The sequence below is a fragment of the Leucobacter salsicius M1-8 genome (assembly GCF_000350525.1).
In the GTDB taxonomy this organism is placed as follows: Bacteria; Actinomycetota; Actinomycetes; order Actinomycetales; family Microbacteriaceae; genus Leucobacter; species Leucobacter salsicius.
The window spans coordinates 127,825-146,482 of the sequence record NZ_AOCN01000008.1; the positions used below are offsets into that span (position 1 = coordinate 127,825).

Annotated in this window: 16 protein-coding genes; 4 read left to right on the forward strand and 12 right to left on the reverse strand. The window is 63.8% G+C overall.

Annotated features, from left to right (window positions below):
• Window positions 1-168 precede the first annotated feature (168 nt).
• The 5 genes from C795_RS0102710 to C795_RS0102730 all read right to left on the reverse strand — a co-directional run bounded on the left by C795_RS0102710 (window position 169) and on the right by C795_RS0102730 (window position 6,713).
• Window positions 169-1,125 (reverse strand): TAXI family TRAP transporter solute-binding subunit, encoded by a 957-nt coding sequence (locus C795_RS0102710; protein ID WP_017792225.1) that lies wholly within the window; start codon window positions 1,123-1,125, stop codon window positions 169-171.
• Window positions 1,122-2,561, reverse strand: a complete 1,440-nt coding sequence (locus C795_RS0102715) for a sensor histidine kinase (RefSeq protein ID WP_017792226.1) — start codon at window positions 2,559-2,561, stop codon at window positions 1,122-1,124. Before C795_RS0102715 ends, C795_RS0102710 begins: the two co-directional genes overlap by 4 nt.
• Before the next feature lie 2 nt (window positions 2,562-2,563).
• Window positions 2,564-3,235, reverse strand: a complete 672-nt coding sequence (locus tag C795_RS0102720; protein WP_017792227.1) for a response regulator transcription factor — start codon at window positions 3,233-3,235, stop codon at window positions 2,564-2,566.
• A 244-nt stretch (window positions 3,236-3,479) separates the two neighbouring features.
• Complete coding sequence (locus C795_RS0102725; RefSeq protein ID WP_017792228.1) at window positions 3,480-4,892, reverse strand: APC family permease; 1,413 nt, start codon at window positions 4,890-4,892, stop codon at window positions 3,480-3,482.
• 117 nt (window positions 4,893-5,009) lie between these two features.
• Window positions 5,010-6,713, reverse strand: coding sequence for an amidohydrolase (locus tag C795_RS0102730; protein ID WP_017792229.1), 1,704 nt, complete (start codon window positions 6,711-6,713; stop codon window positions 5,010-5,012).
• Between the two features lie 144 nt (window positions 6,714-6,857).
• Here C795_RS0102730 and C795_RS0102735 point away from each other — a divergent pair, with 144 nt between their 5' ends.
• A complete protein-coding gene (locus C795_RS0102735) occupies window positions 6,858-7,454 on the forward strand; it encodes a TetR/AcrR family transcriptional regulator (protein ID WP_017792230.1) in 597 nt (198 codons plus the stop codon).
• On the opposite strand, the gene C795_RS16440 is transcribed toward C795_RS0102735, so the two are convergent.
• Genes C795_RS16440 through C795_RS0102765 form a run of 6 tightly spaced genes read right to left on the reverse strand, consistent with a single transcriptional unit; the run spans window position 7,455 to window position 14,055 of the window.
• Entirely contained in the window at window positions 7,455-8,000 is a 546-nt protein-coding gene (locus tag C795_RS16440) for a hypothetical protein (protein WP_017792231.1), read from the reverse strand.
• Between the two features lie 4 nt (window positions 8,001-8,004).
• The gene (locus tag C795_RS0102745; protein WP_017792232.1) at window positions 8,005-11,145 is read right to left on the reverse strand and encodes a DUF7927 domain-containing protein; all 3,141 of its coding nucleotides are present in this window, start codon (window positions 11,143-11,145) and stop codon (window positions 8,005-8,007) included.
• Window positions 11,109-11,792 (reverse strand): DUF11 domain-containing protein, encoded by a 684-nt coding sequence (locus tag C795_RS0102750; protein ID WP_017792233.1) that lies wholly within the window; start codon window positions 11,790-11,792, stop codon window positions 11,109-11,111. Before C795_RS0102750 ends, C795_RS0102745 begins: the two co-directional genes overlap by 37 nt.
• A complete protein-coding gene (locus C795_RS0102755) occupies window positions 11,732-12,835 on the reverse strand; it encodes a hypothetical protein (RefSeq protein ID WP_198008414.1) in 1,104 nt (367 codons plus the stop codon). The genes C795_RS0102750 and C795_RS0102755 overlap by 61 nt, the downstream gene beginning before the upstream one ends.
• A gap of 42 nt (window positions 12,836-12,877) precedes the next feature.
• Window positions 12,878-13,078, reverse strand: coding sequence for a hypothetical protein (locus tag C795_RS0102760; protein WP_017792235.1), 201 nt, complete (start codon window positions 13,076-13,078; stop codon window positions 12,878-12,880).
• Window positions 13,054-14,055: a hypothetical protein gene (locus tag C795_RS0102765; RefSeq protein WP_017792236.1), complete on the reverse strand. Its 1,002-nt coding sequence runs from the start codon at window positions 14,053-14,055 to the stop codon at window positions 13,054-13,056. The genes C795_RS0102760 and C795_RS0102765 overlap by 25 nt, the downstream gene beginning before the upstream one ends.
• A gap of 355 nt (window positions 14,056-14,410) precedes the next feature.
• On the opposite strand from C795_RS0102765, the gene C795_RS0102770 reads away from it, so the two are divergent.
• The 3 genes from C795_RS0102770 (at window position 14,411) to C795_RS17735 (ending at window position 17,226) form a co-directional block, all read left to right on the forward strand.
• Window positions 14,411-15,133: a DapH/DapD/GlmU-related protein gene (locus tag C795_RS0102770; protein WP_017792237.1), complete on the forward strand. Its 723-nt coding sequence runs from the start codon at window positions 14,411-14,413 to the stop codon at window positions 15,131-15,133.
• Between the two features lie 97 nt (window positions 15,134-15,230).
• Window positions 15,231-16,097 (forward strand): ABC transporter permease, encoded by an 867-nt coding sequence (locus C795_RS0102775; RefSeq protein WP_017792238.1) that lies wholly within the window; start codon window positions 15,231-15,233, stop codon window positions 16,095-16,097.
• Between the two features lie 13 nt (window positions 16,098-16,110).
• On the forward strand, window positions 16,111-17,226 hold the full coding sequence (locus tag C795_RS17735) for an ATP-binding cassette domain-containing protein (protein WP_017792239.1): 1,116 nt from the start codon (window positions 16,111-16,113) through the stop codon (window positions 17,224-17,226).
• Between the two features lie 129 nt (window positions 17,227-17,355).
• Here C795_RS17735 and C795_RS0102785 read toward each other — a convergent pair whose 3' ends face one another.
• Window positions 17,356-18,414 carry an IS110 family RNA-guided transposase gene (locus C795_RS0102785; protein ID WP_017791760.1) on the reverse strand — a complete coding sequence of 353 codons (1,059 nt, stop codon included), beginning with the start codon at window positions 18,412-18,414 and terminating at the stop codon, window positions 17,356-17,358.
• Window positions 18,415-18,658 lie beyond the last annotated feature (244 nt).

Genomic DNA, 18,658 nt, shown 5'->3' on the forward strand with positions numbered 1-18,658 from the left:
GACGATTCATGGTGGGGGCGCTGGTGGGAGGCGCTTCTTCGTGCCCCACAGGCAGTCGACCGTTCACCATTGAACCGATCAGATCTCACCGTAGGGAGCGTTGGCAGGCCGAGTCACGGCCCTTGAGGGTTTCTTGAGTCTCGTCTTGAGCGTTTCTTGAGGTTCGCGCTACAGCCGGGATGCGCGGTAGTACTCCGCGGCGCCCGGATGCAGTGGCACCGGCTCCGTGAATATGGCCTCGCGCTGGTCGAGCAGCGCGGCTGCTCGCACCTCTGCGGCGATGGTCGTGCGCGCTTCGAACAGCACGCGCACGATGTTCCGGATCAACTCTGGGGGCGCGGCTTCTGAGGCCACGAGGTAATTGGGCACTGCCATGGTAGCCGTGACGCGGTCGACACCGTAGGTGTTCTCAGGGAACTCTGCGGTGCGGTAGACGCCAGCGTGGCCCTCGTTGACGCGCTCAACGATCGCGGTGTCGACTTCCAGCAGCCGGATCGGGAGTTCCTTTGCCATCCGCTCGATGCCGGGCGTGGGCAGCCCGCCCACCCAGAAGAAGGCCTCGATTTCGCCGGCTTTGAGCGCGCCGAGCGAGGTGTCGAGCCCGAGTGCGGGGCCCGGCACCTCGGCAGGGTCGACGCCCGCAGCTTCGAGCACTCGGGTCGCGATCACCTGCACACCCGATCCCTCGGAACCGAGTGACACGGTGTGGCCCGCGAGGTCAGCAATGCTGTGCACATCGGAGTCCTCGGGCACGACGACGTGCACGTACTCGTCGTAGACGCGGGCGAGCGCAGTGATGGGCAGCGGTTCGGCGAATGCTCCGGTGCCCGAGATCGCATCGGCTGCGGTGTCACCCTGCGCGAAGCCCACGAGCGCTTCGCCCGAGGCGACCCGCTGCAGGTTGTCGACTGATCCCTGGGTTTGCGCCGCGGTCACGTCGAGGTTGAGAGACTGCGAAGCGGCGAGCGCCAACTGTTCGGCATAGGTGAAGTAGACGCCGGCTTTGCCGCCACCGGCCACCACGTAGGGGCCGGTGGCGGTGGGCGATCCGGAGCCGCAGCCCACGAGTCCACCCAGCAGCGCGATCACGGCCGCCGCGACTGTGACCCGCCATCCCCGCTTCATTGGGTTCCTCCCGATGGCGCTGTCTCGGGCAGTAGCAGCGAGACCTCAAGTCCGCCGCCGGTGGGCGAGGTGACGGTCACGCTGCCGCCGAGTGCTCGCAGGAGGTCGCTCGCGATGGCGAGCCCGAGGCCTGATCCGGCGACGTTTTGGTCGCGGGTGCTGCGCCAGAACCGTTCGGTGACGTGGCTGATCTCGTCTTCGGTGAGGCCCGGGCCGTGGTCGCGCACGGACAGGACGCAGCGTCCCTCGCCGTAGGCGGCCGTGACCTCGATTGTCGATGCGTGTGGCGCGAACTTGAGCGCGTTGTCGATCACTCCGTCCAGGGCACTTTCGATCGATGTGCGATCCGTCACGACACGCACGGGCCGGGGCGGGGCGCCGGGCCGCTCCCCCGCGCGCACGTTGAACCGGATGCCGCGTTCGTTCGCCACGTCGCGCCAGGCCGCCACGCGGTCCCGGGCCACCTCGCCGAGGTCGACGGGCGCGAGGGCGACATCACGGCGCTGGGTTCGGGCCATGGTCAGCAGCGTATCGAGAATGCGGGCCATGCGTTGGCCCTCCTCGCGCGTCTTCTCGACATCGGGCTCCCAGGTTTCGTCGAGCCCGGTGGCGAGGTATTCGACGCGCAGCAGCAGCGCCCCGAGCGGGTTGCGCAGCTCGTGCGAGGCGTTCATCGCAAACTCCTGCTGCCGCACAATCACGCGCTCGATCTCGTCGGCCATGCTGTTGAACATGCGAATCATGCGCTGCATTTCGGGCGGGCCCGTGTCGTCGGCGATGCGCGCGTTGATCTCGCCCTGCTCGATCGCGGCCATCGCGTGATCGACGCGCAGCATGGGCCGCAGCACCCAACGCACGAGCCGCAGAATCACAAAAATGAATACGACGATCAGCACGAGACCCGCCGCGGCGAGCACGAGCCACTGCGTGACCACCTGGGCGCGGGGGCCTTCGAGCCCCGCCGAAATCGACACCGCACCGATCACTCTGCCGTCCGCGTACACGGGCTCGACTACGGTATCGGTCCCGGTCGCCCACGGCAGCGCCGGGGGCACCGCCTCACTGCGTCGGCCCGACAGCGCAAGATCGATCTGTGCGGTCAATTCTTTGGGCGCGAGGTATTCGCCGGGGCGCGATCCCGGGTTCGTGCCGGGCTGGCTTCCGCGCGCGACCAGCCTGGATCCGGATCGGTCGTAGACCGTGATCTGTGTGCCGTAGAGCTCGCTGTAGCGGGCCATCTCGCCCGCAAGAATCTTGGTGTTGCCGGTTGTGAGGGCTTGGCGGGCGCTCACGAGAAAGTAGTTCAGATCGTCGAGCTGCTGGTTCGTGAATTCTTGGGCAACGCCGCGCGCCGAGGTCCAGGCGTATGCGCCTCCGAGCAGCAGCAAGATGGCGACGAGCGGCACCAAGAATAGGGCGATGAGCCGGGTCTTCACCGCTACACCCCGGTGAGCCGGTAGCCCACCCCGCGCACGGTTGCAATGAGCCAGTCGCGCTCCATTTTGCGCCGGATCGAGGCCACATGCACTTCGAGGGAACGGTTGAACCCGGTCCAGTCGGTGCCCCACACCTCGCGAATGATGCGGTCCCGCGGCACGACGACGCCGGGGTACCGCGCCAGCACGGCAAGCACGTCGAATTCCTTGGGAGTGAGATCGACGGGGGCTCCGTCGACGAGCACGAGGCGGTTGACGAAGTCGAGGTGCATGCCGTCGAGGGTGAGGCTCGCCTCGTGCCCGGCCTCACCGGGCATGGAGCGGGTGCGCCGCGTGACTGCTTCGAGCCGGGCCATGAGTTCGCGTACATCGTAGGGTTTCACGACGAAGTCATCGGCGCCCGCGTGCAGGCCCTTGATGCGTTCCTCGACCTGGCTGCGGGCGGTCGCAATAATGACGGGGACGCCCGAGATGCCGCGGATGCGGCGGCAGACGTCGAGGCCGTCCATGTCGGGGAGGCTCAGGTCGAGCAGCACCGCTTCGGTGTCTGAACCGAGTAGCTCGAGCGCTTCGGCGCCGTTGGCTGCGCGCACGGTGGCGTACCCGGCCCGGCCGAGGAACGCGAGGAGCGCTTCGGCCATCCGGTCGTCGTCCTCGACCACCAGAATCTTCACGCGGGGTATTCCTTTGGGCTCGCGGTGTGTGCGGGTTCAGACTATCCCGTACGCCCGACAACGCGCGCCAGCCGCCCATCCGCCTCGGTCCTCCTGCGCGAGCTGCCCACCCACTGTGGTCATCCTGCGGCGACGAAGTCGATCGCAGGATCCACCTCTGGATACTGCGACTCGCTTTGCTCGCGCAGCATGACAACAACTTTCGTCATGCTGCGCGAGCTTGCGAGTCGCAGTATCTAGCCCGCTACTCGTACATGCTGATGTTGATCGGGCCCGTCAGATCGGGCGCCGGCGCCTGAAACCCTCGCGTCTTGATGACCAGATATACGACGCCCAGGGCGAGCCAGCAGAAGCCGATGATCATCGACACTGTGTCGAGGCTCAGCCACAACCACACGTTGATGACGACGCCGATGGCGGGCACCACTACGAAGCCGAGCCACGCCCCGGGCCCGCGGCGCTTCAGGAACCTAAAGAACACGAAGATCACCGACAGGTTCACAAACGTGAACGCAATGAACGCGCCGAAGTTGATCATCGAGGCGGCCTGATCCAGGTCGACGAAGAGCCCGGTGAGGGCGATCAACGCGACAATCACCACGTTGGCGACTGGCACGCCCGTGCGCGGGTTGATCCGGCCGAAGAGCTTTTTGGGCAGCGCGCCATCGCGGCCCATCGCGTAGAGCAGCCGCGCCGCGCTCATCTGCTGCGTGATGCCGCAGCCGAGCACTGCCATCATGTAGCCGCCCACGAAGATCGCCTGGAATGCGGCGCCGCCGATGTACTTCGCCATCTCGGGTGAGGCGCCCACGATGTCACCGAGCAGGCTGACGTCGGGGAACAGCACCTGCATCACGTAGGTGACGGTGATGAAGAAGGCGCCGGCGACCGCGATGATGATGAAGATGGCGCGGGGAATGTCACGCTCGGGCTTCTCGGCCTCCTCGGCGAGGGTCGAAACCGCGTCGAATCCGAGGAAGGACAGGGCGAGGATCGCGGCGCCGGCGGTGATCGCGGCGGCCTGCACATCGCTCGAGAAGAACGGCGTCATCGTGAACTCGGCGCCGTTGGCACCGTTGTTGATGTTCACGATGGTGAGCACCACGAACACGACGGCGACGACGAGCTGAATGCCGACGAGCAGAATGTTCATGCTGGCCGCGAGTTTCACGCCCACCAGGTTCAGCACGGTGCAGATCGCGATCGTGAGCAACACCCACACCCAGAACGGTACCTCGGGGAACACTGCGCCCATGTAGATCGCCGACAGGATCGCGTTGATCATCGGCAACAGCAGGTAGTCGAGGGTGGCGGCCCAGCCCACCAAGAACCCGAGGTGCGCGTTGATCGCCTCCTTCGCGTAGGTATACGCCGATCCCGCGATCGGGAAGAACCGCACCATGCGCGAGTAGCTGAAGGCCGTAAACAGCACCGCGACCATCACGACGAGGTACGCGAGTGGTACGTGTCCACCCGTCTCGTCGGCGACGATGCCGAACATGTCGAACACCGCGAGCGGCGCCATGTAGGCGAGGCCGATGAAGACGAGGTGGCGCAGCTTCAGGGTGCGCTTGAGTTGGCCCGGCTCGTGAGTGACTGCGTGCGCGATCTGGTCATCGCCTGCGGCGACTCCGGATCGGGTGGGCAAGGTAGACATGATCGACTTCTTTCACTTCGTTGTGTGTGAGATGGCACGTTGGGCTCCACAGATGCCCTAGTTTGGCCGCTTTAGGGCGTTCTAAATCAAACAAACTAGGGCATCTGTGGCTGGGGTCTAGTGGCTGTGACCGTGGGGTTCGCCGCAGGACTGGCCTGATCCGGCGGGATCCTGCACGCGAGCCGCCGCAGCAACGCCACCCATTTCGCCCCGCACATCGTGGATCGCGCGGCCACCGACCACCGTTAGGTCGACGTGCTGCTCGAGGATCTCGGCGGGCTCCATGCCGTAGAGGTCGCCCGACCAGACGACGACGTCGGCGAGCATGCCGACGCTCAGTGTGCCCAGCGAACCCTCGTGATGGAAGGCGTCCGCGCCGCCCTTCGTATAGGCCTCGAGGCTGCGGTCGAGGTCGAGGCGCTCTCCCACGGTCCAGGCGTCAGATCCGTCGAGGCGGGCGCGAGTCATGGCGCTGTAGATGCCGACGAGCGGGTCCATCTCGCCGACCTGCCAGTCGCTCGAGAATGTGACGCGGGCGCCCGAGTCGATCATGGACTTGAAGCGCCAGGCGCGATCCCAGCGGGCCTCGCCCACGTTTTCCATCCAGGTGCCGGCGACGAGGTCGGGTGAAGCGTGGCGGGGCTGCATTGCAGCGACGACCCCCAGCTGGTTGAAGCGCGCAAGATCCTGGGGCGCGAGGCACTCGATGTGCACGATGCCGTGACGAGCATCGCGGGCGCCGTTGGCCTTCAGGGCGGCCTCGATCGAGTCGAGGGTGAGCTGGATGCCGAGGTCGCCGATGGCGTGCGTGTGGACCTGGTAGCCGAGGCGGTCGAGCTCGATGAACAGCTTTTTGAACTCAGTCGACTCGAGGCTCGTGTGGCCGCGGTGGCCGGGCTTGTTCGCGTAGTCCTCGATCATGGCCGCGGTGTGCGGCTCGATCACGTCGTCGGCGTAGAGCTTCACGGGGCCGAGCTTGAAGCGCTCGTGCTGGGGTGTGTTCTTGATCGCGTCCGTGATGTTGGCACGGAAGTCCCCGTCGGCACCGACCGGGTGGTAGATCGCGGCGATCGTGCGGCTCGTGAGCTTGCCCTCGCGCTCGGCGCGGGCAAACAGGTCGAGCTCGGCCAGCGGCACCTGCGGCTCGACGACCGTGGTGATGCCGAACTTGGCGGCCATGTCGAGGCTGTTCGTGATCTTGCGATAGCGGCGATCGGGCGAGTACATGGGAATATCGCGCTGCAGCTCGGCGAGGCCGTCGATCGTCATGGCGCGGGTGTAGAAGTCAGTGATCCAACCGGTGGGCTCGCCCGTAGTTGGGTCCTTCTCGGGGTTGCCCCACGAGATCGGGGCACCGTTCAAGATGCCGAGCTTGGCGAGCGCGGGGCGGTTGAGCCACACCGAGTGCTGATCATAGGTGGTGATGAAGACCGGGCGATCGGTGACGCCCACGAGGTCATCGGCGTTAGGGCGGCGGCCCTCGACGACCGAGTACAGCGCGTTTTCGGCGCAGATCCAGTCGAGCTCGGGGTGCGTCTCGGCGAACTCGGCGATGCGGGCGCGCACGATGTCGAGGCTCTGCACCTGGTCGAGGCTCACGGCGAGGTCGTCGAAGCCGAGCAGCAGGTGGTTGTGGGTGTCGGCGACACCCGGGGTGAGCAGGCGGCCCTCGAGCTGCACAGTGTTTGCGGCTGCGGGGGCATCGGCAGCCGAGCCGACGTAGGTGATCCGGTCGCCGGTGACGCCCAGCGCCTCGGCCCAGGGCTGAGCCGCGTCGAAGGTGCGGATGCGTCCGCCGGTAAAGAGGGTGTCGACTGCCATGTCTACTCCTGGGGGTCTTGTCATTCAGCTGGTCGCAACGGTGCGCGACAAGTTCTTTGACTCAAGAGTAAATTAATTTACTCATTTGTCAAATAACAGTTCCGTCACACCGCAGCAGCGGCGAGCTGATGGCATACTGGCTGCATGGCAAGACCCAGCACGCAGCAGCAGCGGCGCATCGAAGTGGTGCAGGCCGCACTCGACGCCGCGGCCGATCGAGGGCTGCGCAAGCTCTCTCTCACCGACGTCGCCAACCAGGCTGGGGTCACCCGTGGGGCGCTGCTGTACTACTACGACGACCTGGACGCGATCCTCGTCGAGGCCCACGCGGCGGGCATGGCACGCGTCGGATCCGAACGTGCAGCGCTCGTGGAACGGGAGACGGGCGCTGCCGCGAAGCTCGACGCCGCGATCACCGCAGGGCTGCCAAGCGGCCCCGACGATGCCCTGATGCGGCTGCTCTACGAGTTCGACGTGCTCGCGGGCAAGTCACCGCTGCACGACGAACTCGTCCAGAAGCTCTATCAAGAACAGCTCGCGCTGTACCGTGGCATTCTCGCGGCGGGCGTCGAGGCCGGCGACTTTACGCTCACCGGCCCGATCGACGACATTGCTATGAACTTCGTGGCACTCGAAGACGCGTTTGGGCTACACATCGTGGCGGGCGGCAGCATCACCGTCGCAGATGCTGAGCGCGCGATCCGGCTCTATGCCCAACAGTCGGGGGCACTGCTCGCCTAGCTAGTGAATCAGCGCCTTCAGCAGCATGATGCTCAGGCCGAGCAGGGCCGTGAGGCCTCCCGCTGCGATCCGGATCGATCTGCGCCGTGTCCAGCCACCCGTGCCGAAGTAACCGAGCAACCCCAGCAGCGCGACGTCGATCCACAGCGCCGTCCAGGTCGCGGTGTCGCCCGAGATGAAGCCGAGCACACCGAGCAACACGATACCGAGCGGCAGAATCGCCACGAAGAGGATCCCCGAGGAATGGGCGACCGCGTGGCGCACGGCGCGGCGTAGCGCCCCCGCCTCCTGGCGCGAAAGCCCGTAGGGATGCTCCGCCTCCGCCGCGGGGTCGGCCTCGCTCAGCTGCGCGATGACGTGCGCAAACACGTGGGCCACCCAGAACACGACAACCGTGGTGCCCACCTTGATGAAGGTCTCCCACGAGCTCTGCTCACCGCGCGCCACCACGATGAGCATGGCCGACACCAGGAGCAGGCCGTAGATCGCCGATTCCGACACGAGATTGCGGCGCAGGTCTCGCGGGGTCGGCGATTCTACAGACATGCGGTCAGCTTACGTCGTTAGGGCCTCGCGATCGCACCCGGGCGAGCACCACCGCGGCGCCACCGAGCAGCAGCATGATTGCGCCCACCGTTGCCGCGAGCCCACCGCTCGCACCGCCGGTGTTCGTCAGCTCAGTCGCCGCGGGAGGCATGTTGACGCTGCCAGCGCCCTCGGGCCCACCGTCGACCCCTGCGTCTGCCGACGCGGAGCCCGCTTCCGGCCCGCCAGTCGGGGTCTCAGGAGTCACGGGTTCTTCCGGAGTCCCCGGCTCGTTCGGATCCTCGGGCTCTTCAGGCTTCTCGCCCGGCAGCGCGCACAGGTCCTCGATCGACGGGAACGTCACCGTGCGGGTGGCACTCTTGCGATCCGGCGCGAGGACCCAGTCACCCTTCATCCACTCCGCGGTGTCTTGCAGAATGTACCCGGGCAGTGTGTAGGCGGTCAGCACGACCGTCTCGCCCGGCTCCATCTTGCCCTGCACGTCGTACCAAACTCCCGGCACCATGATCACGGTGAGGTCAGGCATCTTGACGACGCCCGCCACACACTCGGGATCGGGGAGGCCCGGCAGCGGAGGAACTTCGATGTCACCGGGTGAGGGATCCGGATCAATGCCTTCAGCATTCGAAGCGCCGGTCGCCCCGGCAGCGGGCCCGCCCTCGACCGGCGGGATCTCACCGTCGGCGTGACTGTTACTGTCGACCCCCGCGCCTGCGCCCGGGCCGCCGTCGCAGTCGCGCGGCGGGTGGAACGTGATTGTGAAGGTCGCGCTCAGCCCGTCGGCGGCGAACACCCAGCCCTGCGCGTTGACTCGACCGAGTTTACGTCCATCGTCGGCGGTCACCGTGATGACGATCGACGAGCCCACTGCGGCCGTGCCGGTGTAGGTGTAGGTTAGCCCCGGGGTTACCGGAAGCCTGAACTCGGGCACCCGGTTCGGGTCGTCACAGGTCGGCCCCGACCACAGGGGCCGGTCGGGCGAGATCAGCGGCTCGGTGGGCTCGGTGGGCTCGGTGGGCGGACAGTTCATCTCGGGGAACTTGATCGTCAGCGTGGCCGTTTTGCCGTCCTTGCTGATGCTCCAGTGGCGGCCCATCGAGCTGTTGCGCAGCCAGTACCCGTCCTTTGCCACTGCCGTAACGACCACGGTGGAACCGGCCTTCACCTCACCCACGTACGAGTAATCGATGCCTTCGGTCTCGACAAGCTCGAAAGTGGGTGGCGTGTGGTTGCCGTCGGGCGAGCAGACGCCGGTCGTATAGTTCACGTCGGGAATCGCAAACTTCTTGGTGTCACAGGTCGGAAAATGAATCGTAAAGCTCGCGCTCTGGCCGTCGGCCGCGAGCGTCCAGTCCTTCGGCACGACGAGCTCGTAGCCGGGCTGCGGCGCGGCCGTAATGGTCACCGATCCACCGGGCACCACATCACCAGTGATCGTGTAAACAATGCCCGGGGTCACGGGCAGGTTGATCCACGGCGGTGCAACGCAGCCGTCGCCGTCAGGGCCCCACACGGGCTTTTCGATCTCTGCGGGGTCGAGAGGGATCGCGGTAAACGTGTTGTCGCAGAAGCGCTCGGCTCCGGGAGCGCCGGTGCAGGCCTCGTTGCTGAGGTAGCGGTCTCCCCCACCCCGGTCGACGTTGACGTTCACCGTGTAGGTCAGCTCGAGCCACTCGCCTGCGGGGAGCGATCCCTGCCACGAGATCTTGCCGTCAGCGACGGGCACGACGACACCGATTGGGTCGTGGGTGCGCGTGAGCATGACGTCGCCCACGAGGGTCGCGTCGTCGATCACACGCGCGAGATCGTCAATCACCGAGATCGGCGTCTTCGCGGTCCACGAACCGGGCCCGGGGTTGGTGACGCGCACCTTATAGGTGATGTCGTCACCGCGGGTCACGGTCGAACCCACCGACTGGGTCTTTGAGATCGTGGGCCGCGGGCCCGCGATCCGGTGCGATGTCTCGCAGGGTCGCGCGTCGGTGCCACACCCATCGGGCATGGTGGCCGCCCCGCTACCGGGCAGCGCAGTGCCGGTCGCCCGGTTGAGCAGCGTGCCGGTGTGCACGTCCTCCGGGATCTTGACGGTGTAGGTGATGGTGGTCTTGCCCGTGCCGTGCAGTTCGATGCGTGGGGTGACGATCGTGCCGTCGATCACCTCAAGCTTCGTCTTCGGGCCGTTGCCGATCTGCAGCATCACGTCACCCTGCAGATCAGAAACGTTCAGTACCCGCGAGAGGTCGTCAGTGAGCTGCACGCCGGGAACCGGCCAGCCGCCGACCGCCCAGGCTGAGACAACGTATGTGTATACCTGCCCCGGGCGCATGTTGGCACCGTTGTTGAGCTTCGTACCCTGATCGTTGAACACGGCCTTCGACATCTGCCACTTTTCTCCGATGGGAATCTCAAGAGAGGGGCACACAGTGATGACGCTCGAGGGCAGATTGGCGTTGCGGCTGTCGCCCTCGGCGCAGGCCATGCCATTGAGCCACAGGTCAGTCGCGATGCCGTCGGCAACGTTCTTCACCGTCACCGAGAAACTGATGGATCGGGACGCGCCTGCCGCGAGACCACCGGTCCAGGAGAGCACCCCGTTCTCGATCTTCGCGCCCACCGATGGCTGACCGACGAGCACGGAGTCGTCGAGAATGTCGGTGAGATCCTTGGTCAACGTGACCGGGTTGCCGCCCGCCCAATCCGACGCGACGTTCCAGTCGCCCCCGCCCGGGTTGTGCATCGTGACCGTGTAGGTCACCCGCTCGCCCGCACGCAGCGGATCGTTGGGGCGCGGTGACTTCGACCACGACAGTTCAGCCTCGAGTTCTGGATACACCTGAATCATCGCCGAGGTCGTCGAATCGCACTTGTTCACGACGCCCTCGGGGCCGCGCGTATCGCCCGAGACGCATGCCTGGTTTACGAGTGACTCGTCACCCGTGTACCGATCTGACACGGTGACCTGGTACTTCATGGTCTTCGTGGCACCGGCCTTGAGCGCAAACTCGTGCGTGAGCTGACCGTTGACGGGTGCCGCGAAGGCCGCGCATCCGTAGATGAAACAGCCGTCGGTGCTGCCAGCCTTCCACGCGGCGTCATCGAGTACGGCGCTCAGGTCGTCGCTGAAGCTGACAAGGTTGGCCGCCATCCGTTCGTCTTGTCGTTCCAGTCGCCCCTACCGGGGTTTTTCACTGTGACCGTGTATTCGAGGACGTCGCCGGGGCGCGCCTCAGCGGCCTGCGGGTTCGTCGTGTTCGCGACGGTCTTCTTGATCTCGAGTTCGGGGTGCTGCAGTTCGAGCTCGGTCTCCACGTCACCGCATACCTTGATGCTGGGCTGACCGTTGCCGGGTTCGCCCGATGCGCAGGCCTCGTTCTTCAACGTTGCACCGGTCGGGTAGTCGTTGCTGACCTCCACGCGGTAGCTGAAGAAGTGCGATTTACCTGCATCGAGTGCGAACGTGTGCGAAGCCACGTTGTTCTCGAGCTTGTCGACCGGCTTGCAGTAGTACTGGTTCCAGCCGCCCGAGCCGCAGTGGCGGTCTCCATTCGTTCCCTGACCCACATCTCCGACCAGCAGGGCGTGGCCGCCGAGCCCCGCCAGGTCGGTGGTAAACGTCACACGCTTATCGCTGGCCCAGCCGTTGCTTGCGGCCAGCGTCCAGTCGCCGCCGCCCGCCGGGTTCGTCACGGTGACGTCGTATTGCAGGTGATCACCGGCGCGCACCGGGCCGTTTACGTCACCCTTAATCTTCGTGACCGTGGGGCCCGAGATCTCGAGACCGGGGTGCAACATTTCAACCGTATTGTCGAACGACGTGCGCACCTCGACCGGGGCCTGACCGTTGCCGGGGTCCCCGAAACAATGGCTTCGTTGAGCAGACGCTGGTCACCGACCGTGAAATCGTTCTTGACTTTGACTCGGTAGTTGAACATGTGGGTGGCCCCGGCAGCCAACGGGAAGGTGTGCTTGGCCGCACTACCCACCAGGGAGTCCACTGGGAGGCAGTAATAGGTGTCCCACTTCGTCGCTTCACATCGACCTCGGCCTTGCGTACTCTGACGCACCCCTGAAATCAATACCGCATCGTCGAGCATGCCCGACAGGTCAGTGGTGAACGTCAAACGGGTATCACTCGCCATGCCGTCGCCCGTTGGCGCAGTCCAGTCACCACCGCCCTCGGGGTTGGTGACCGCAACGTAGTAGTGGATTTCCTCGCCCGCGCGTACCTTCTCACCGACCTGCAACCTGCGTTCGGGGCCACCCGAGATCACGCTGGCACTCGAATCCGAAATGCGTACGTCGGGGTGCAGCACCGCGACCGTGTGATCAAACGCGGTTCGGGCTTCAACCCCGGTCGCCCCGTTGCCCGGCTCGCCCGCCACGATCACTTCGTGGCCCAGCTGCTGGTTGCCCACCACAAAGTTGTTGGTGACTCTGACCCGATAGTTGAAGTAGTGCGTGGCCCCGGCTTCGAGGGGGAACGTGTGCCTTGCGACACCGCCCACCAGCGAGTCGACGGGCTTGCAGTAGTTGCTGTCCCAGCCGGTCGGGCCGCAATAACCGCGGGGAATGGTTCCCTGGCGCACACCCGATACCAGCACGGTGTCGTCGAGCAGCTCCGAGAGGCCAGCGGTGAACGTCAACCGTTTGTCGCTCGCCGCACCATCGTTGCTCGGCGCGGTCCAGTCACCGCCTCCCGCGGGGTTTTCCACCGCGACGTGGAACTGGATTTCTTCGCCGGCACGAACGGTTTCGCCCGGCTGCAGCTCACGTTCCGCACCCTTGGTCAGCACGGTCGCGACCGAGTTAGCGATCGTGACGCTCGGATGCAGCACCTCCACCGAGTTTGCAAACGCGGTGCGATGCTCAACACTGGGCTACCCGTTGCCGGGATCGCCGGTGACGATGGCTTCGTTGGACAGCTGCTGGTCGCCAAGCAAGAAGTCGTTCGTGGCTTTGACGCGGTAACTGAAGTAGTGCGTGGCACCTGCGTTGAGTGCGAACGAGTGGGTAGCGACCCCGTCGACCAGCGTATCGACCGGTTTACAGTAGTTCAGGTTTCCATCCCGTGGGGCCACAGTTTGATGCTCCGCGGGTGCTCTGGCGCACGCCTGAAACAAGAACCGTGTCGTCGAGCAAGCCAGCCAGCCAGGTCGATCGTAAACGTCAGCCGTTTGTCGTCTGCCCAACCATTTGCAGCTGCGGCAGTCCAGTCTGCGCCCACTCCGTCCGCGCCGAAGGGGTTCGCCACGGCAACGTGGTACTGCAGCGTTTCGCCCGCACGCACACGGTCGCCCGGCTGCAGCGGGCGCGCCTCGCCCCCGCTCACCACTGACACCACTGAATTGGCGATCTCGGCCTTGGGGTGCAGCACGGTGACGTCGTCATTGAACGACGCCTGCGCCGCTACAGGTGCGCCGCCACCGTTCGCCGCGCCCTGCACGGAGGCGTGATTGACGAGGAGTTGATCACCGGTGAGAACGTCATTGTCGATCTGCACCCGGTAGCTGAAGTAGTGCGTGGCTCCCGCTGCCAGCGCAAAGGTGTGTGTTGCGGCGCTGCCCACCTGTGACTCGACGGGCAGACAATAGTTGCCGTTCCACCCTGTGGGGCCGCAATAGTTTGACGCACGCGTGCTCTGACTCACTCCTGATACCAGCACCGAATCATCGAGCAACTCGGCGAGGTCGGTCGAAAATACCAGGGGAGCATCCTTCGTCCAGGCATCGGAAGACAGGTTCTTGACGGCCACGTGGCCCTGCAGCACGTCACCGGCGCGAATGGGCCCGGACGTACCGACGGTCGACGAGATGCGTGACACGACCGAAGTGAGCTCGAGCGCACCCGTCGGGTCGACCGTAACCTCGGGCACCCCGAGCGTCGGCGGGTTCACCGCGGCTGGCTGCGCGGCCGGCGTGAACGGCGAATCTCCCGAGACACGCTGCGACGTCGCACCCGCTGCGGAGGCATCAGTCGCGCTCGCGGCCGGATCCGGGACAGGGGCCGTCGCTCCTGCGGGGGTGGTGAGCACCACCCCCGAGAGCAGAGGAATCACCGCAAAAGCAGTGCTGTGGCCTTGCGGCCGCGCGATCCGGATCGAGAATCTCGCCCCTCGTCGCTGCGTGTTTTGCCAATCGCGCCTGACGGATTCGCACCGTTCCTCACCCCACCCCTGAGTCGGCAGATGGTTGGGCTCCCCACGAGCCCGCGCGCAACGGCACAAGGAAACAAGCGCGGGATTGGCGACAGTACTCCTGGCGCGCATGCCGCGACGCCAGTTCAGGTACTGCCGGACTGTACCAAAACCGCCCAGAAGCCTAACAGCTGTTCGTCATCTCGGACAATCCTCGGCGGCGGCTGTGCTCCCCTCGAGCAACGGGGGCGTAGCGTCCCGCACTAAACTCGACCACATGACTGAAATCAGCGCGCAGGCTTTCATCGGCGAGGGCGTTACCGTGGGCGACAACGTGAAGATCGGCCCCGGCGCAGTGATTCTGGGCCCGTGCGTCATCGAGGATGGCGTCTACATCGGGCCCGGCGCGCAGATCGGCGCACCGCCCGAGATGTCGAGCCTGCCGCAGAACGCAGCCTGGGCCGGCGACCTGCAGCACGCGGGCGTGCGCATCTGCGCGGGCGCCGTCGTGCGCGAAGGGGCCGTGATTCACCAGGGCACCTACCGGGAGACCACCGTGGGCCCGCGCAGCTGGGTGCTCACGCGCGCCTACCTCGCGCACGACGTGTTGCTCGGTGCCGACGCCACGGTCTCGGCGGGCGTCTCGGTCGGCGGCCACTGCGAGATCGGCGACCGAGTGAACATCGGCATGAACGCGGTCATTCACCAAAGACGTGTCATTGCACCCGGCGCCATGGTCGGCATGGGCACGCCCGTAACCCGCGATGTGCCCCCGTTCGCCAAGGTGTACGGCACTCCGCCCCGAATCGCGGGCGTGAATGACGTTGGCGTAGAACGTGCTGGCCACGATGCTGCACTCGCCGAAATTCTACGATCACACTACGCAGCAGGCGAATTCTTCACTAGCGGGCTACCTGAAGATCTGGGATCGCTGAGCGAGGCCGCCGAGTGGTGGGCTGCACACGACGACTTGCGACCCACCTCAGTTTCCATGCAGTGACGACAACACTTCGCTATCATCTCGGCGTCATGGCGCTATTGCCGGCAGCCCACCTCACCCGGTAACACCCCAGCGAGAGGAAGTAGACTCAACGATCGTGACTTATGAAGCAGCGCTCACTGACCCGGAGTTTCAGACTCCGGGCAAGAGCAAGGGGCTCTGGGACGTCTTTGGACAGCGATACCTTCTATCCCTGCTCCTAAAGAAGGGCGTCGCAACCCGCTACTACGGCTCGGTACTGGGCTGGGTGTGGTCGTACCTTCGACCAGCAGCCCAATTCCTCATGTACTACCTGGTCATTGGTGTGCTTCTCGGGGCTGACCGAGGAATGAAGCTATTCCCGATCTATCTATTTTGCGGAATCATCACGGTCAACCTGTTCAGCGAGGCACTGCGAACTACTACAACTTCGATCGTAGGTAACGCTTCTCTCGTGAAGAAGCTGTACCTTCCTCGGGAACTTTTCCCCGTTGCTTCAGTGGGTATCGCGTATGTTCACTTCTTACCTCAGGCGATAGTTCTTCTAGGGATTTGCCTTCTCCTTGGATGGACTTTCACGTGGATGCAGCTGTTTGCCCTTTTTCTCGGGCTGCTGATTGTTCTTACGTTTGCACTCGGTCTGGGCCTGTTCTTCGGTTCGATAAACGTTGCGTACCGTGACGCTGGAAACTTTGTAGACCTAATCCTCATGTTTGCAACCTGGGCTTCACCCGTTCTTTACCCTGCTTCGCTCTTGCAAGCAAAGGTGCCGGAGTGGGTGTTTCAGATTTATATGGTCAATCCTGTGACAGCGACTGTGGAGCTCTTCCACAACGTCTTTTGGCTTCCACTTGCACCTGGATCTGACCGGCCTGAGCACCTCCTAACGAACGCGTTTATCGCGCTTGGGATCGCTCTTGCTACGCTGGCTCTTGGTCAGCTCACGTTCCGAAAGTTGGAGGGGAATTTTGCCCAGAACCTCTAATTCGCAAACCAGCTTGGCAGAGAAGCCAGCCATTGTCTTCAGCAACGTAACCAAGTCATTTACGCTGAAGCATAATGAGTCTTTCAAAGAGTTCTTCATCGCCTTCTTTAAGCGCGAAAAACTGAGTTCAGAGTTTAAGGCCGTAGACGACCTGACGCTTCAGGTCCCCGCGGGGCAGTCAGTCGCGCTGATGGGGCGTAATGGCTCAGGGAAATCAACGACTTTGAAGCTGCTATCTGGAGTGATGCTCCCCGACAGCGGGTGGGTCCGCACCCGGGGCCGCATCGCTGGCCTCATTGAGGTGACCGCGGGGTTCAACCCGAATCTGACAGGTCGGGACAACGTATTTCTCAATGCGGCCATTCTCGGGATGACTAAGAAGGAAACTGAGCAGCGGTTTCAAGATATTCTCGATTTCTCAGAAATTGGCGAGTTCATCGACACCGAAGTTAAGCACTATTCTTCAGGCATGCGTGCACGCTTGGCGTTCGCTGTGGCTGTGCACACCGAGCTAGATGTACTACTAGTCGACGAGGTGCTATCCGTCGGCGACGCGGCTTTCCGTAAGAAGTGTGCTGAGCGCATGCAGGAGCTACGCGCCCAGGGCAAAACGATGTTTGTGGTGAGCCATAGCTCAAGCCAGGTAAAGGAGCTGTGCGAGCGGGGGGTCGTCCTCGACAAGGGACGCGTGGTTTTTGATGGCCCGATCAATGAGGCTGTCAAGTTCATCACTCCCCCTGTGGTAAAAGGCCACAAGTTTGAAATTGTTGGCCCGATACGCGAGTTCTACGACCGCAACCCCTCGGCCTATGGCAAACCGCTCGGTCCTGAAACCATCATCAGTGAGAATGGTGGCGGATTGATGCAAGAGTTCAGCAAGGGCATCATTACCCATTCGTTTGCTGCTGACCCTTCGAATGCTACTTTTGGTCAGGGGAAGAGCATGCTGCTCACTGCTTATCGCCAGGCCGGTGGCCCGGCCGGGGAGTGGGGCTTCATCGCCGGTCCTCCATTTGGTTCGTTGAAAGACGATGGTGCACGTTCCCGAGCATTTCAATTTGGGGTCGTCGAAGTAACTATCAAAAATGGACTCCGGTTTATTCCAAATGTAATTACCCCGGCTATTTAGCAATTATGGATTGCTTGGAGACCTGATCCATCAGAATCTCCATGGTATCCAGGCCCCTCTACCCTCCATAGTTGATGCTTCTTTACTCGCGGACCTGAACGGGTCTGCTGAAGGACGGTCCTATAGATGTCAAGCCGCGATTAGGTCGTTCCTGAGATCGTTGAACACCTCACGTGCGATGAACCGCTTCAAACACCTCAGTACGTCTTTCTTGGAGAGTCCCTCAGCGAGCCTGCGCTGCATATAGTCGACCGTTCGGGCGTCATATCGGAGCCTTACCACTGCGATCATATGCAGCGCACGGTTTGCTTTCCGGTCCCCGCCTCGGTGGAGCCGCATCCGATGGCTCTTGCCAGAAGACACTGGCACTGGGGCGGTCCCGCACAGCCTCGCAAATGCTGCTTCGCTGCGGAACCGTTCAACGTTCTCGCCCACGGTGATAAGCAGCTGGGCCGCATGAATGGCCCCAATCCCGACTCGGGATACGAGCGTTGGTGCAGTAGCGTGCACCAGTGTGGTGAGTGAGCGTTCGAGTTCGGTGATCTCTGCGTCAAGATCAGCGATACGCGCCGCGAGGGTGCGCAACGCGAGCTTCACAGCTTGAACGGGATCGTTGAGGCGTGCGCGGTCGATACGGAACTTTCGGCAGTGACGTGCTGCAGCCAGGCCGCCAGAGGGCACGTTTTCTCGAAGGTTCGCTGGCGCGGTAACGAGGATGTCCTGTAGTTGCACGATCGCTGCGGTACGAGCTTTCACCGCGGAATCACGCGTGAGCGTGAGGAACCGAATCGACTCGATGACGCTATCGGTTCGTTTCGGTATAGCGCTCGCGACACCAGCAAGCACTTTTCGAGCGGCAGCCTCAGCGTCGATAGCGTCGTCCTTTCCCACTCTGGCTTTTGTGTGTGCGTGCGGGGTGTTCACTTCTCGCACCTCGACCTGGTGATCGATGAGGAATCTTGCGAGGCCAGCAGCGTAGGAGCCGGTGGATTCCACCCCAAACGCCTGAATAGTGCCGTGGTCGTGAGCCCAGGAGAGCATGTCGGCATAGCCGTGAGTATTTGCAGGGAATTCTTGGTCTGCAATTCGGTTTCCAGTGTCGGTGATGATCACCGCGTGGTGGGTGTTCTTGTGCGCATCAACCCCGATGATGACTTCTGGTTGACGCGCGAGGGAGCTGGTGGTCATGATGGTGGTGTCTCCATTCACTTCGTTGTGTTGGATGACCAAACCGGGCCGGGCGGACACAACAGTGACGGGGCACTCTGAGCAGGGTCCTATGAAGTCACATCCCCGCCTGGTCTGGCCTCTCCCTTGCGGGAGTAGTGGCGTTGGGGCGGCGACGCGTCCTTCACGGGACACCATCGAAGATGAGTCAGTTTGATTGCCGGTCAGCCGTTCCCAGCGCCACTACCTCTATCTTCACTGTTTG